Annotated in this window: 12 protein-coding genes; 6 read left to right on the top strand and 6 right to left on the bottom strand. The window is 69.6% G+C overall.

Features of this window, described 5'->3' with window-relative positions; translation table 11 throughout:
• Positions 1–34: 34 nt before the first annotated feature.
• Both CXQ96_RS05745 and CXQ96_RS05740 read left to right on the top strand, forming a co-directional pair.
• Positions 35–463, top strand: a complete 429-nt coding sequence (locus tag CXQ96_RS05745; protein ID WP_104117089.1) for a chorismate mutase — start codon at positions 35–37, stop codon at positions 461–463.
• Positions 456–1,487 (top strand): hypothetical protein, encoded by a 1,032-nt coding sequence (locus CXQ96_RS05740; RefSeq protein ID WP_104117088.1) that lies wholly within the window; start codon positions 456–458, stop codon positions 1,485–1,487. The genes CXQ96_RS05745 and CXQ96_RS05740 overlap by 8 nt, the downstream gene beginning before the upstream one ends.
• Positions 1,488–1,519: 32 nt before the next feature.
• Here CXQ96_RS05740 and CXQ96_RS05735 read toward each other — a convergent pair whose 3' ends face one another.
• The 6 genes from CXQ96_RS05735 to CXQ96_RS05710 all read right to left on the bottom strand — a co-directional run bounded on the left by CXQ96_RS05735 (position 1,520) and on the right by CXQ96_RS05710 (position 8,347).
• On the bottom strand, positions 1,520–2,188 hold the full coding sequence (locus CXQ96_RS05735) for a DUF4166 domain-containing protein (RefSeq protein WP_104117087.1): 669 nt from the start codon (positions 2,186–2,188) through the stop codon (positions 1,520–1,522).
• A 103-nt stretch (positions 2,189–2,291) separates the two neighbouring features.
• Complete coding sequence (locus tag CXQ96_RS05730; RefSeq protein ID WP_104117086.1) at positions 2,292–3,584, bottom strand: DUF58 domain-containing protein; 1,293 nt, start codon at positions 3,582–3,584, stop codon at positions 2,292–2,294.
• A gap of 63 nt (positions 3,585–3,647) precedes the next feature.
• Positions 3,648–4,742: a MoxR family ATPase gene (locus CXQ96_RS05725; RefSeq protein ID WP_104117085.1), complete on the bottom strand. Its 1,095-nt coding sequence runs from the start codon at positions 4,740–4,742 to the stop codon at positions 3,648–3,650.
• Positions 4,739–5,902, bottom strand: a complete 1,164-nt coding sequence (locus tag CXQ96_RS05720; protein WP_104117084.1) for a DUF4350 domain-containing protein — start codon at positions 5,900–5,902, stop codon at positions 4,739–4,741. The genes CXQ96_RS05725 and CXQ96_RS05720 overlap by 4 nt, the downstream gene beginning before the upstream one ends.
• 137 nt (positions 5,903–6,039) lie before the next feature.
• The gene (locus CXQ96_RS05715; RefSeq protein ID WP_146070831.1) at positions 6,040–6,747 is read right to left on the bottom strand and encodes a DUF4129 domain-containing protein; all 708 of its coding nucleotides are present in this window, start codon (positions 6,745–6,747) and stop codon (positions 6,040–6,042) included.
• Positions 6,748–6,802: 55 nt separating this feature from the next.
• Positions 6,803–8,347 (bottom strand): hypothetical protein, encoded by a 1,545-nt coding sequence (locus CXQ96_RS05710; protein WP_104117082.1) that lies wholly within the window; start codon positions 8,345–8,347, stop codon positions 6,803–6,805.
• Between the two features lie 169 nt (positions 8,348–8,516).
• Here CXQ96_RS05710 and mtrA point away from each other — a divergent pair, with 169 nt between their 5' ends.
• From mtrA to CXQ96_RS05690, 4 genes are read left to right on the top strand one after another with little or no spacing between them, the layout of a single operon-like run.
• Complete coding sequence (gene mtrA, locus CXQ96_RS05705) at positions 8,517–9,194, top strand: MtrAB system response regulator MtrA (RefSeq protein ID WP_104117081.1); 678 nt, start codon at positions 8,517–8,519, stop codon at positions 9,192–9,194.
• Complete coding sequence (gene mtrB / locus CXQ96_RS05700; RefSeq protein ID WP_258058892.1) at positions 9,166–11,061, top strand: MtrAB system histidine kinase MtrB; 1,896 nt, start codon at positions 9,166–9,168, stop codon at positions 11,059–11,061. The genes mtrA and mtrB overlap by 29 nt, the downstream gene beginning before the upstream one ends.
• On the top strand, positions 11,048–12,802 hold the full coding sequence (locus CXQ96_RS05695; RefSeq protein ID WP_104117080.1) for an LpqB family beta-propeller domain-containing protein: 1,755 nt from the start codon (positions 11,048–11,050) through the stop codon (positions 12,800–12,802). The genes mtrB and CXQ96_RS05695 overlap by 14 nt, the downstream gene beginning before the upstream one ends.
• Positions 12,803–12,862: 60 nt before the next feature.
• A complete protein-coding gene (locus CXQ96_RS05690; RefSeq protein ID WP_104117079.1) occupies positions 12,863–13,918 on the top strand; it encodes a ComF family protein in 1,056 nt (351 codons plus the stop codon).
• The last annotated feature ends 100 nt before the right edge of the window (positions 13,919–14,018 follow it).

Here is a 14,018-nt window from a genome sequence, read left to right as displayed (position 1 = left end):
ACGGAGCCCCGCCGGCTTCTGCTTGACTGGAGTCATGACGCATCCCCGTAGTGGCTTCGACCCGGCAGCCAGTTCACTCGCAGGAGACGTGGCTCCGGAGGTCATGGCCGAACTGCTCTCGGTGCGGAGCTCGATCGACAACATCGACGCGACGCTCGTGTACCTCCTCGCCGAACGTTTCAAGGCGACGCAGCGGGTCGGACACCTCAAGGCGGAGCACAGCCTGCCTGCCGGTGACCCGCAGCGTGAGGCCGCGCAGATCGCCCGGCTCCGCGCGCTGGCTGAGGAGGCGCAGCTCGATCCTGCTTTCGCCGAGAAGTTCCTGAACTTCATCATCTCCGAGGTGATCCGCCACCATCAGGCGATCTCCGAGAACCGCAGGCCTGCGGGCGATCCGTCACCGCAGGGCGCACCTTCGGCGTCGGCGGCATTAGGAACGGAAGCCCGCGGCACCCATGCCTGAGGATCTGCAACCGAGGACGGTCCGAGCGACGGCCGCCGGAGACTGGCCCGGAACGGATCCCCTGGAGGCCAACCGGGCGGTGCGCGGTGAACTCGGAGGAGCACATCTGCCGTTCCTCCCGTCCCTTCCCGCACGTGGACCCGGCAGTGACGCCGTCGGGCGTACCCTCGGTGTGCTGGTCGACCTGCCGTTCGATCTCCAGCCGCACGGCTGGCGCCTCGTTCAACGACCGGGCAGGGATCAGCGGCGCGCGGAGTCCGCGCTGTCCTCGGACATCAACGCGCTCGGCGACATAGCCGGTGCGGAGGAGCAGCCCGCGCAGCGCCTGAGACTACACCTTCACGGGCCCCTGTCGCTCGCCGCCGGCACGCACCTGCACCGCGGCGAACGCGTCCTGGTCGACCACGGTGCGCGGCGTGAGCTCTACGAGTCGCTGGCTGCGGGCGTGGGGAACCTCGTCCGCCGCGTCTCCGCCGTGGCACAGGGCGCGGAGATCCTGCTGCAGTTCGACGAACCGGAGGCGGACGTCGTCCTCACAGGCCGCGTGCCCACCGCGAGTGGCTACCGCACACTCCGGGCCGTCGACCGGCGTGAGGCCACCGAAGCATGGGACCTCGTGACGGCATCGGCGGTCGCGGCCGGAGCCACCGGTACCGTCGTGGCGCCGGGCCCCGGAGACGTGGCGATCGACGCGGCCCGTACCAGTGCTGCGTCAGCGCTGTCCCTCGCCGTGCACAGGATCTCCGACCGCCGCTGGGAGGATCTCGCGGAGGACATCGAGGCCGGACGCCGCCTGGAGCTGGCCGTCGTCGACCCGGGCGCGCCACTGCCGCAGGTGACCGCCCTCGTGGAATCGGCACTGGCGGGCTGGCAGCGTGTCGGACTGCCGGTGCGGGCGCTCGGCGCGTTGACCGTCACCACCCTGCCGGGGCTGGAGGCGCGATCGCAGGGCGACGCCGTGCGCCTTCTTGCACGCCTGGTGCAGGTGGCCGATGCACTGGAGCAGGTCCGCGCCGAGGGATGACAGCGCGACGACGGGGGCGGCGGGACGTCGGATCAGACGCGCTGCTCCCAGCGCCGCGGCTGCGCGTCGGCCGGAAGCTCGCCGTCGAACTCCTCGAGCGTGTAGTCGAACCGGCCCGCGTACACGAGCAGGGTGCCGAGCTGGCGGTGCACCACCCGGGTCTTGATCCGGAAGGCTCCGGACTCGTCGTCCCACCACTGCTCGACGTACGCGAGCGCTCCGAGGGCATCGGGCACGGACAGCCACAGGCCGGCGAACACCCGGGTCCGCGAAGAGACCATCCGGATGTGCCCTTCATCCGTGGCCGAACAGGTCAGCAGAGTGGCCATGCGCCGGTGCTTGCCCACGTAGTCCGCCAGGATGCCGTCCTGAAGCGATGTCGTGTCCTCGAACACCCGCAGCGCGGTGCCGAAGTCGAGTTCCCGACGCGCGGTGAGAGCCTGCCGTCCGAAGGGATCGATGTGGGGGTAGTTCCTGATCTCGAAGGGCACATCGTTGTCGTACTCGGGGAAGAAGGCGTTCTCGCGAGCAGTGAGCCGGAAGGCCGGGCGGGCGAACCAGGCGGGACATCCGGCGACCTCGAACACGCCGCGCCCATGCCCGGACAGCCCGCTCCCGGCATGCAGACCGAAATACGATCGCAGCTCCGGCTGCAGACGGCCGAAGGCACTGCCCATCGCCTGCTGGTAGATCGAGATCATGCCGCCCACTTCCGTCGCTCGGACAACCAGTCAACCATGACGCGAGCTGAACCGGCCGCGCTGCCAGCGGGACGGACGTGCGGGACCAGGGGCCCCGCTCCTGCTACAGGCGCCCGGCCGCCTTCAGCCGGATGTAGGTATCCGCGAGCAGCGGCGGAAGGTCCGCGGGAACCGCATCGACGACCTCCGCGCCCAGGAGACGGATCTGGTTCGCCACCGCAGCGCGGTCGAGCAGCGCCCGTTCGGCTGCCGCTGCGCGGAACGTCGCCGCGGCCGTCGAGCGGTCGATGCTCAACTCCTCGAGCCGCGGGTCCCGAACGGAGGCGACGACGACGACGTGGCGCTCGGTCAGCGCCGGCAGTGCAGGCAGCAGACCTTCCTCCACTGCCCCCGCATCGAGCGACGTCAGCAGCACCACGAGGGAGCGGTGTGCGGACGCGCTCCGGACATGCGCTGGAAGCCGTGACCAGTCGGCCTCGATCAGTTCGGCGTCGAGGGGTGCCATGGCGGTGACGAGGGCACCCAGAAGGCTGCCCTTGGCAGTGGAGTCGACACGGGCGCGCAGCCTGCGGTCGAAGGCGAGGAAGTGCACCTTGTCGCCGCCGCGCTCGGCCAGGACCGACAGCAGGAGCGCGGCCTCGATGCCGGTATCCAGCCGCGGTTCGTCGAGGACCCGAGCTGCGGAGGTGCGGGAGGTATCGAGCACGACGACGACGCGCCGGTCCCGCTCGGGACGCCACGTCCGCACGACGGTGTCCTGCCGTCGAGCCGTCGCGCGCCAGTCGATGGACCGCACGTCGTCGCCGCGCACGTAGTCGCGCAGGGAGTCGAACTCCGTACCCGCCCCCCTGATCTGGACGGCCGATTGCCCGTCGAGTTCGCGCAGCCTGCGCAGTTTCGAGGGCAGGTGCCGTTTGGAGTTGAACGGCGGAAGGACCCGTAGCACGCCGGGAGCCGGAACCGTCACCTGACGGGCGGCCACTCCCATCGGGCCTGTGCTGCGGATCGTCACCGTCTCCACCCGGCGTATGCCCCGCCGTGTGGGCCGCAGCGATACCGACATGCGCCGGGACTCACCCGCCGGGACCGCCACGAACTGCTCGGGATCGACGGCCCCCGCCGAGGGCTGCCACGCCTCGCGGACCGTGGCGCGCAGGGGGCGTCGGCTGTCATTGCGCAGCACCATGGTGCTGCTGCATTCCTCGCCCAGGCGGACGCCGTCCGGCAGGGTACGGACGATTCCGACGCGGCGGGGCGAAGCGGCGAGCGCGACATCGAGGCCGCACACCGCTGCGAGGAGACCTGCCCACAGCAGGGTCGACACGATGCCCGGGTACAGGACGACGGGAACGACGCCGATCAGCGCCAGGAGGACGAGACGCCCGGTGATGACCACGAATTCTCCTTTCGGATCCGGCGGCGTGGTTGCAACGGCCGGATCGTGCGTTCGGGCCTGGCGCTACCTCGGGACGGGGACGGTGCTGAGGATGCCGCCGAGCACGTCGTCCACATCGATGCCGTCCATCTGCGCCTCGGGCCTCAGCGCGACACGGTGCCGCAGTGCGGGCAGGGTGAGTGCCTTCACGTCGTCGGGAGTGACGAAGGAGCGGCCCGAGAGCCATGCCCAGGCCCGGGAGGTGTTCAGCAGCGCCGTCGCACCCCTGGGGGACACGCCGAGTTGGAACGACGGCGAGGCCCGGGTGGCCCGGACCAGGTCCACGATGTAGGCGACTACTTCGGGCGCGATCTCCACCCGCGACACTGCACTCCTGGCCCTCGCGAGGTCCTCTGCGCCGGCGACGGCCCGCACACCGGCCGAGCGGAGGTTGCGCGGATCGAAACCGACGCTGTGACGGCGGACCACCTCGATCTCGTCGTCGCGCCCAGGAAGCGGAAGGGTGAGCTTGAGCAGGAAGCGGTCCAGCTGGGCCTCCGGCAGGGGATAGGTGCCCTCGTACTCGACGGGATTCTGCGTCGCCGCAACGATGAACGGCGCTGGAAGGCGTCGTGAGACGCCGTCCACGGAGACCTGTCGTTCCTCCATGGCTTCCAGCAGCGAGGCCTGCGTCTTGGGCGGAGTGCGGTTGATCTCATCGGCGAGGAGGATGTTCGTGAAGACCGGGCCCTCCCGGAAGGTGAACTCCGAGGTCTTCGATTCGTAGATGAGCGAGCCCGTGATGTCGCCGGGCATGAGGTCGGGCGTGAACTGGACGCGCTTGGTGTCGAGGTCCAGGGCGGCCGCGAGGGTGCGCACCAGCAGGGTCTTGGCGACGCCGGGAACACCTTCGAGCAGCACGTGCCCGTCGGCGAGGAGCCCGATCAGGAGTCCCGTCACCGCGGAGTCCTGACCGACGATCGACTTGCCGACCTCGGTGCGCACCCGCAGGAGCGCCTCCCGGGCGCCTTCGCCGTCGGGGGAGGGAGACCCGGGCAGCCCTGCCTCCTGCCCACGGTCCTCGGTGCGCGTCGACGAATGGGTCGCCGCTGGTGCTGCCTGCGGTGCTACCGGTGGCCCCTGCTGCGAGCCGTCCTGCCAGCCGTCGGATGGGTTCATGATGTGATCTCCTTCTCGAGGTCGAGAATCTCCTGTGCCCACAGCACAAGCTCGCGGTTCGTGGTCGGTGTGTGGCCAAGCAGCCTCTGCTCCAGTTCCACCTGGCTCCGTCCGCTGTGACGGGCAGCTGCCTGAAGGACCTCGGTGGGGGACGCTGAGCGCTCCACCCGCAGGCGCTGGGCCAGACGGGCGAGCGTTGCTGCGCGGAGCGTGGCCGCGGCATGCGCGACGGAGCCGGAGTCCTGGTAGAGCCGTGCTCGCCCCTCTGCTGTCTCGGCGGCGCGGACGACGACGGGCAACGGTTCGATGGCCAGGGGACCCACGCGGCGTCCCCGCCACACCATCGCCAGGACAGCACAGAGGAGGAGCCAGATGAGCAGGAAGTCCACCCATGCGGGCAGGAGCGTCAGCGGATCGATACCTTCGCCGGTCGACGCGACGTCCGCCCCGCTCGGCTCGTACCAGACGAGCGTCGGGGTGGACCCGAGAGCCCTGAGGGCGAGGGCCGCGTTCCCCTCGTCCGTGATCAGGCCGTTCGACAGGATCTCCGGCGCCCCGAGAACGGCCACCGAACCGTCGGTGTCCGTGATGTAGAGGCCGCCCGTCTCGCCGTCGATCGACGCCGGGAAGCACGTGACGGCGCCTGAATAGGCCGTTCCGTTCCCGGAGAGTGTGCCTGCTGCCAGGGCATCGGGATCGGAGCACTCGGCGGCCACTGCGGACGCCTCGCCGGCGAAGTCGACAGGAACGGCACCGACGACGGCGAACTCCTCGTCGAGGGCGGTCAACTGCCGCTCACCCGGCGCCGCGAGGACGGCCCGCTCCGCGCCCGCCGTCAGCTTGGACAGCTGGTCCGCGCTGAGATATTGCTGGGCGTCGTTCAGGAACAACGTCGCGGAATCGTCGCCGAGGGCCTCGATCGCATCCTCGTACGTGTGGACACGCACGACGTCGACCCCCTCCGACTCGAGCACCTCTGCCACCGCGCGTGCACCGTCGGGAGCGGGGTTGCCGGGGGACAGTGGGCGGTCGTCCTCCTCCTGTCCGGACAACAGGTTGACCAGCACGACCACGGCGAGGACGACGGCGCCGATCAGGAGCGGGACGGCACGCCGCAGCCGGGAACGGGCGGTCGCCAGCGCAGTGCTGCCGTCGCCCATCACCTCGTCCTCCGGACGTCCCGGATTCCCCGGAGAACGCACACTTCCTGCACTCGTGCGCCTCCCGGCCCTGGCTCCGGGCGTGGTTCCGGCCGTGGCTGCGGCCGGTACGGAGGGCGGCTTCCTACTCCCCGTGATCACCGCGGCGCCGCCAACGTCGTGGGACTGGCGCTCTGGGCAGGACGTTCGGAGGACAGGCGGGCATCGACCTCGAAGGCGCGGCGGTAATCCTGCGCCGTTGCGGTGCCACTGCCGTAGTGGGTCTCGTTGAACAGGTCGGCGAGCCACTCGATGTCCGGAGACACGGGTGGAAAGACGGCACCGAGCTGAAGACTCGCCTCCGTCGCCGTCCTGCCGGGTTGCTCGTCGATCACGACGCGTTCCTCGGCCGAGCGGATGATCGCCCTCAGCAGCTCGGCGACGGCGCCGTTCCACTCCCCGGCGTGGGCGTGGGCTGCTGCACGGCTGCGGTGGTGGTTCGCCGATCGCCGCGCGCCGTCGTCGAACACTGCTGCCTCCTGCTGCTTTCCGCGGGCGTTGAGGCGTGGCTTGATGAGCACGATGGCCACGATGATGATGAGCGCAGCACCGACCGCGACCACGAGGGTCCCCGGACCGGCGCCCAGGCCGCCGAGCCCGTCGAACAGTCTCGCGAGGCCTCGGAGCGCGTCGCCGATAATGCGCTCGAAGATGCTGGGCTGCGCCTCGACGTAGGACGGCTTGGCCAGTTCCTGTTCGAGGAGAGTGCGTGCCTCATCGGCGTCCGGCACCAGGCGCGGTGTGGCGAACGATGCCGTGAACGTTGTCGCGAACGGCGCCATCACGGGTGCCGGCAGCGGGGCCATCACGGTGACCACGGGGTCTCGGGGCCGGGCGTCTCGTCGGTCGGGTGGTGCGGCATCAGCCGGCGTCGTCCGGTCGGTGTCCGAACGAGGCGGTGCCGCCCGGGAGGACGTCCGTCCGTCCGGACGCGGCCTGCTCGTGTTCACGCAGGAGCACGACGTCGAAGCCTTCGCGGCGGATGCGGAGGTCGACGTACAGCAGTGATGTCACGCCCGCCTGGAAGGCGTAACCGATGGCGGTGAACAGGGCGGTGATCGCTTGGGTCGCGACGAGGATCGGCAGCGAAGCCAGGGCATCGGGCGCGGTGGATGACGTCGAGCTGAATCCGAAGATGAGTGACACGGCGAAGGTGAGCGGCGTGGAGATGACCGACGCGATGATGGAGACGATGATGCTCGTCAGCAGCACGATGCCGAACGTCCGCCACCAATTGCCTCGGGTCAGCAGCCAAGAACGCTTGATGGAGGTCCATGGCCCGGTGCCCTCCAGCATCAGGGCCGCCGGCGCTACGACGAGCTTGACGGTCACCCAGACCATCAGCACGACGGCGCCGATCACGAGCGGGACGATGACCACCGCGGAGTACTCGTCGAGGCCGAGGATCGCCAGTGCCGAGATCCCGACGAGGAGCACGAGGCCCAGGAGGCCGGCCACGAAGGACAGGAGGCCGAACCCGAGCAGGGGGAGGAAGCGCGTGCGCGCGAGCCGCCATGCCTGTCCGAAGGACGTCCTCTGGTTGATGACGGCACGTGCGATCGGGATGACGAGGATGCCCTGCAGGACGAGCAACGCGACAGCGGACACGACGCCGGCTACCGAGGCGAAGACGCCCAGGCTGGCGAAAGCGCCGATCATGCTGTCGGGCGTCGGATTCCGCGCCTCGAACACCTCGAAGGAGGACAGGACGTTACCGATGAGCAGGACGGTCACGAGGGCCACCACCGCCTGGAGGAGGACGGCGATACCGAAGGTCGCGAGAGGGTTCCTGCGGCAGGCCTGGAACGCGCCGTCGAGAATCTCCCCGAGACCCAGCGGGCGCAGTGGGATGACACCGGGCTTCGGCGGGGCCTGGTACTGGGGGGCTGCACCGTAGGGACCACCACCATAGGGACCACCACCATAGGGACCAGCTCCGAAGGCGCCGCCACTGGGAAAGCCACCGGATCCTTGCCCGTGGGGCGGATAGGTCGAGTTCCAGCCCCAGCCCTGGTTCTGCTGGCCGGAGGGTGGCGGCGGGATCGCACCCGGGGGGAGCGGAGAGCCCTGGTTCATGCCGTGGCTGCCAGGGTAGTCGCTTGCCCTCGCCGGGTCGGCGTCATGAGGCCGGCGATCGGGCTGTTCCCAGGGATTGAACTCGGCAGGACGGCTGGGTCGGGCTGTGTCATAGGGGTTGACGGGCGGGTTCTGCGGGCCGGGAGGCTGCCACGGTGCTGCAGCCGGTCCCTGCCCGATTGTTGCTGCGCCGCCCGGGCTCGACGCCCCGAGCCGGGTGCCCGTCGTTCCAGTCGTGTCGGTGCCCGCATCGTCCGCGGCTGCTCCGCCGGCACGCTGCCCGTCGGGCATCGCCCTGTCGTCCGGCTGACCATTCACCTGATCACTCATAGCGTCCCCTCGGTCGGTGCTCCGGGAGGCATACCAGCAGCGTCCCCCCTGCATCATAGTGAGGCCTACCGCCTTTTCCGGGCAGTCGCACAGCTGTGTGCAGCACCTCCCATGCCACGCGTGGTGGGGCTGGTGGGACTTTGCGGGCACGATGGGACAGTATTGGGGTATGAAGGCTCGCATACTGGTCGTCGACGACGACCAGGCTCTTTCCGAAATGATCGGCATCGTCCTCCGCAACGACGGCTTCGACCCCGTGTTCTGCGCTGACGGTGCCGCAGCGCTCGGCGTCTTCCGTACGAGCCATCCGGACCTCGTCCTGCTGGACCTCATGCTCCCGGGCATGGACGGCATCGAGGTGTGCCGGCAGATCCGCAGCGAGTCCGACGTCCCGATCGTGATGCTCACCGCCAAGTCGGACACCTCGGACATCGTGCGTGGACTCGAGTCGGGGGCCGACGACTACGTTCCGAAGCCCTTCAAGCCGGCCGAACTCGTGGCCCGGGTGCGTGCAAGGCTCCGTCCGGCCGACTCGAAGGCTCCCGAGACGCTGCGCATCGGAGAGGTGAGCATCGACGTCGCCGGGCACGAGGTCACGCGGGGGAACGAGCGGGTCTCCCTGACGCCGCTGGAGTTCGACCTGCTGGTCGCCCTCGCCCGGAAGCCCTGGCAGGTCTTCACCCGCGAACTGCTGCTCGAGCAGGTCTGGGGGTATCGCCACGCGGCCGACACCCGGCTGGTCAACGTCCATGTGCAGCGGCTCCGCTCCAAGATCGAGCGCGACCCCGAAGCACCCGAGATCGTCCTGACGGTGCGTGGTGTCGGCTACAAAGCCGGACAGGGCTGATGCGGCGGGCGCCGACGTCCGCGCCCCCGACGCCCACGTCGTCGTGGCCGACGTCGTAGCCGCCGACGGCGACCAGGCACCCCAGGCGACCGGCGGGACACCGGCGGAGAGCCGTCATCGTCCCGGCTCGTTCGGAGCGCGGCTGCACTCCGTGGTCGTGCGGATCCGGACCCTGATGCGTGAGGTGCCGGGTCACTGGCGCCGGTCCCTCCAGTTCCGCACGGTCGTCGCGACGATGCTGCTCACGTCGGTTTCCTTCGTGGCCGTCGGAGGGGTCCTGTCCAACCAGATCGCCAGCGCGCTGTACGAGGAACGGTTCGACCAGTTCAGCGCGGAGGCCGGCCGCGCGTTGACGTCCACGAAGGCCGTCTTCAGGGACTCCTCCGCAACGGACCGCAACACCACCAACCGGTTGGTGCTGGATTCCGTGAACGCACTCGTGGGGAACGAGACGGAAGCGCCGCGGCAGGCCATCCTGATGTCCATCTCGGGCGGTGAGGGTCTGATCATCCCGACCACCGTCAGCCAGAAGGGTGTCACGGAGGGCATGCTGCCGGACGACCTGCAAGCTGCCGTGGCCGCCGGCCAGGACATCTACTGGGCACCGATCACCATCCCGGTGACGCAGACCGGGGAGCAGGACGCGCCCGGAATCGCCTTCGGGACCCAGGTGACACTCCCGCCCGAGCGCAGCCCCTACGCGCTGTACGTGTACTACGACCTGTCCTCGATGCAGTCCACGCTGGACTCCATCCACGGAGTGCTCTGGCTGGTGGGCCTCGTGCTGCTGCTCGTGATCGGCGCGATCACCTGGTACGTCACCCGAAGTGTCGTGCGGCCGGTCAGCTACGCCGCGTCCGTGTCCGAGAAGCTCGCATCGGGCCAGTTGCAGGAACGCATGGAGGTCACCGGGGAGGACGAGGTCGCTCGCCTCGGCGCGTCGTTCAACCACATGGCGGGCAGCCTGCAGGACCAGATCACCCAGCTCGCGCAGCTGTCCCAGATGCAGCAGCGTTTCGTGTCGGATGTGTCCCACGAGCTGAGGACGCCCCTGACCACCGTCCGCATGGCCGCGGAGGTCCTGCACGACGCCCGGGAGGAGTTCAACCCGGTCAACAAGCGATCCGCGGAGATCCTCTTCGATCAGGTCGAGCGTTTCCAGGCACTCCTCGCGGACCTCCTGGAGATCTCCCGGTTCGATGCCGGCGCGGCGGTGCTGGAAGCGGAATCGGTGGATCTCGTGCAGCTCGTGAAGCACGCGATCGACGGGGCCCGACCCCTCGCGGAGCGGCTCGGATCGGACCTGCGCGTCGTGTCCGGTGAGACGAGCTGCATCGTCGACGCGGATGCCCGGCGGATCGACCGGATTCTCCGCAACCTGATCGTCAACGCCCTCGAGCACGGAGAGGGACGACCCGTGGACATCCATATCGCCTGCAGTCCGGAAGCTGCCGCCGTCGCGGTGTGCGACCAGGGCATCGGTATGACGCCGGAGGAGGCCTCGCGCGTCTTCGACCGGTTCTGGCGGGCTGATCCAGCGCGTGCCCGCACCACGGGTGGCAGCGGTCTAGGGCTGTCGATCGCGACGGAGGATGCCCGGTTGCACGGCGCGTGGCTGGAGGCCTGGGGGATGCCCGGCGAGGGAGCGTGCTTCCGCCTGACGCTGCCGCGGCACCAGGGAGCAGACCTGACGTCGTCACCCCTGCCACTGCCGCCGTCGTCCACTGCACGTACGGCTGTGCGCTCCGTGCAGGACGCGACGACGCACGCATGGACCGACACCCGAAGCACTACCGGAACCGACACCCGAAGCACTACCAGGACCGACACCGGAGCCGACAGGAGGGGCAGCGATGCGACGCAGTAGTTCGACGGCGCGTGATCAGGGCAGGTGTCACGTCTCCCTCCGCGGGACACTGACGTCGGTCCTCGCCGCACTCCTCGCGGTCTGCCTCGTGGTCCTCTCCGGGTGTTCGGCCATACCCGCGAAAGGGCCGGTCGGCGTGATCCCGGCTGCGCAGGGGGAGGCCGATGCCGACGCGCCCGCCTTCTCGCCTGAAGGCCCAGCCCCCGGCGCCGCACCCGAGCGCATCCTTCGGGACTTCATCACGGCGGGCACAGGCGCGGGGGACGGTTACAGCGTCGCTCGCCAGTTCCTCACCCGGGATCTGGCGCAAACCTGGAAGCCCGAAGAACGGATCGTCCTGTTCCGGTCTGACCCGCGGGTGGAGAAGCGCGAGACCGAGGGGGTGTACCAGATCCAGCTCGAGACGACGGGCACGGTCGACGCGCTCGGATTGCGGACCAACAGTGCCGTTCCCGCGACGGAGACCCTCGGCGTCCGGATGGAGCAGGTCAACGGGGAGTGGCGGATAGCGGAGGTGCCCGACGGCATCATGATCGCCCAGAGCGCTGCGCAGGACCTCCTGATCTCGCACAGCCTGTACTTCTACAGCAGCAACTATCGCTTCTGGGTGCCCGACGCCCGCTGGTTCGTGCGCAGGACCGGCGTGACGGCGAGGATCGTCAGTGCCATGCTCGCCGGCCCTGCGCCCTACCTCCAGGGGTCGGTGACCAGCGCCTTCCCCGAGGGCGTGATGCTCGCCAGGGATTCCGTGCCCATCACGTCCGGTACGGCGTCCGTCGAGCTCTCCTCCGAGATACTCGAGAACGCCACGGATCTGGGGCTGCAGCAGATGGACCAGCAACTGCAGGTCAACCTCCTGGGCCTGAACGACGTCACCTCGGTCGAGATGACCAGTGGCCAGCGCATCGAGCTCGGGGCCCCTTCGCCGGAGCTGGTGGTGCCCGAGCTGACCCCTGACGTCGGCGCCGAACAGGTCGCCGTCGCGCAGGGCGAACTGGTGCGGGTGCGGAACGGCGCGATCGTGCCGATCGAGGGACTGGCGCCCGTCGCCGACGTCGCACCTCGCTATCCGGCAGCGTCGGTCTCCGGCAGCGCCTACGCCTTCCTGAACGCGGACGCGACCGCGCTCTACGTCACGGCACCCGGCAGCGAGGCCCGCGACGTCGTCAGGGGCAACGCGCTGACGCAGCCGTCCTTCGACCCCGAGAACTGGGTCTGGACGAGCAGGGTCACCGAGGGCCGCAGCGAGGTTCTCGCGATCCCGCCCGGAGGAACGGAGGCCAATGCGTCCGTTCTGGCGGCGGGTTGGCTGGGGGACCGGAAGGTGAAGGAACTGCGTGTCTCGCGGGACGGCTCCCGGGCGCTGGTCGTCACGGATCGTGATGGCGCGAGCGAGGTGCTGCTTGCGGGCGTCACGCGGTCCGCCGAAGGCGCTCCGCAGTCCCTCACCACGCCCCTCGCGCTGCCGACGACAGGGACCATCGACACGGCCGTGTGGGCCGGCCAGAGTACGATCGCGGCCTCGTCCACCGGAGCGAACGAGGAGGCGACTCCCGTGATCTTGCAACTCGATGGCGAACAGGAGGAGATGGCCGCCCTGGACGGCGTGCTCGCGATCAGCGCGGGCTCCGACGCCGAGGACACCTTCTATGCGCAGGCCGGAACGACGCTCTACAAGCGCATCGGCAACAGCTGGGTCGACGAGCAGCTCGACGTCAGGGATCCCGCCTTCCCCGGATAAGGATGTCCACATAGCTCCCGCGTCCCCCGGGTTCGAGCTCTCCCGTGGTCCGCTGAGCAGATGATTCGTGCCAACCTCGCGTTCTTCCTCGACGACGTCGTCTTCAGCCGGAACTTTCGGCGGCTGACCGGTGCGCTCGCTGCCTTCGGCGCTCTCGTCATGCCCTGTTCGTGCGTGGTCTGCGGAGCCTGGGACACGTCCTTGTGCCAGGCGTGCTCGGCCCTCTTCCGAGCAGCGACGGCGCGGCCCTTCCAAGCGGAGGCCGGGGCCGAGTCGTTGCCCGACGTCGAGCGGACGGCAGGCGACCTCCTCCGCGGAACCACCGCGGATGCCGGGTACCCGACCAGGCCCCGCGAGTCGCCCTACGGCCCCCTGCCCGTGATCGCAGCCGGCCGGTACGGACGAGCCGTCTCCGTGGTCCTGCTGGCCTACAAGAACCATGGTCACGTCGATCTGGCTCCGCCCGTCGCAGCAGCTCTGGTCGGGGCCCTGCATCACGCAGTCCCCGCATTCCGCACCGGACGCACCGGTACCGCACCCGTCCTGGTCGTCCCCGTGCCCACCAGGGCGTCGTCCCGTCGGCGGCGCGGGTACGACCCTCTGATGCTGCTCTTGTCCCGGCTGCGGCGGAGCGGACACCTTCCCGCAGGCACTGAGCTCGTTTCCGCCGTTCGGCATCGTCCGCTGCCGGCCCGCCTGGCATCCGCAGTCGGGTGCGGGGGAGGAGCCTCGGGCGCCCGAACCGCCCTCGCGGCGGCCTTCTCCGCAGTCGGCGGCGGGCAGAAGGGACACGGACGGCGCCGCCGCCGTATGAACGTCCTGCACTCGATGGAGCCGTCCCGACGAGCGCGGCCCGCCCTCGCCGGCAGGGACTGCCTCATCGTCGACGACGTCCTGACGACGGGAGCGACCATCGCCGAGGTGCACCGTGTCCTGGTCGCCAGTGGCGCCCGGGTCCTCGGTGCCGTCGTCATCGCGGCAACGGCCGCCCCTGCAGGAAGTGGTGCCGCTGCGACGGGTACGCGGGCACATGACACGGGTCGGCCACCCCTCCGGACGTCCAGTGAACTACCGGAAATTTCGGAGCGCCAAGGGATGAATAAAGGACAGGGGTGATCTACCGTGAAGTACGGGTACCACACAGTGACGACACGTACCCGTCGGCGGTGGCTCAGCAGACAGCCCGGTCGCCGTCGTGTCACCTAGCGATGTGGAG

This window comes from Arthrobacter sp. B1805 (genome assembly GCF_002929745.1).
Classification (GTDB): Bacteria; Actinomycetota; Actinomycetes; order Actinomycetales; family Micrococcaceae; genus Arthrobacter_D.
Note: the sequence above shows the minus strand (reverse complement) of the source record. Positions and strands in the feature narration are given on the sequence as shown.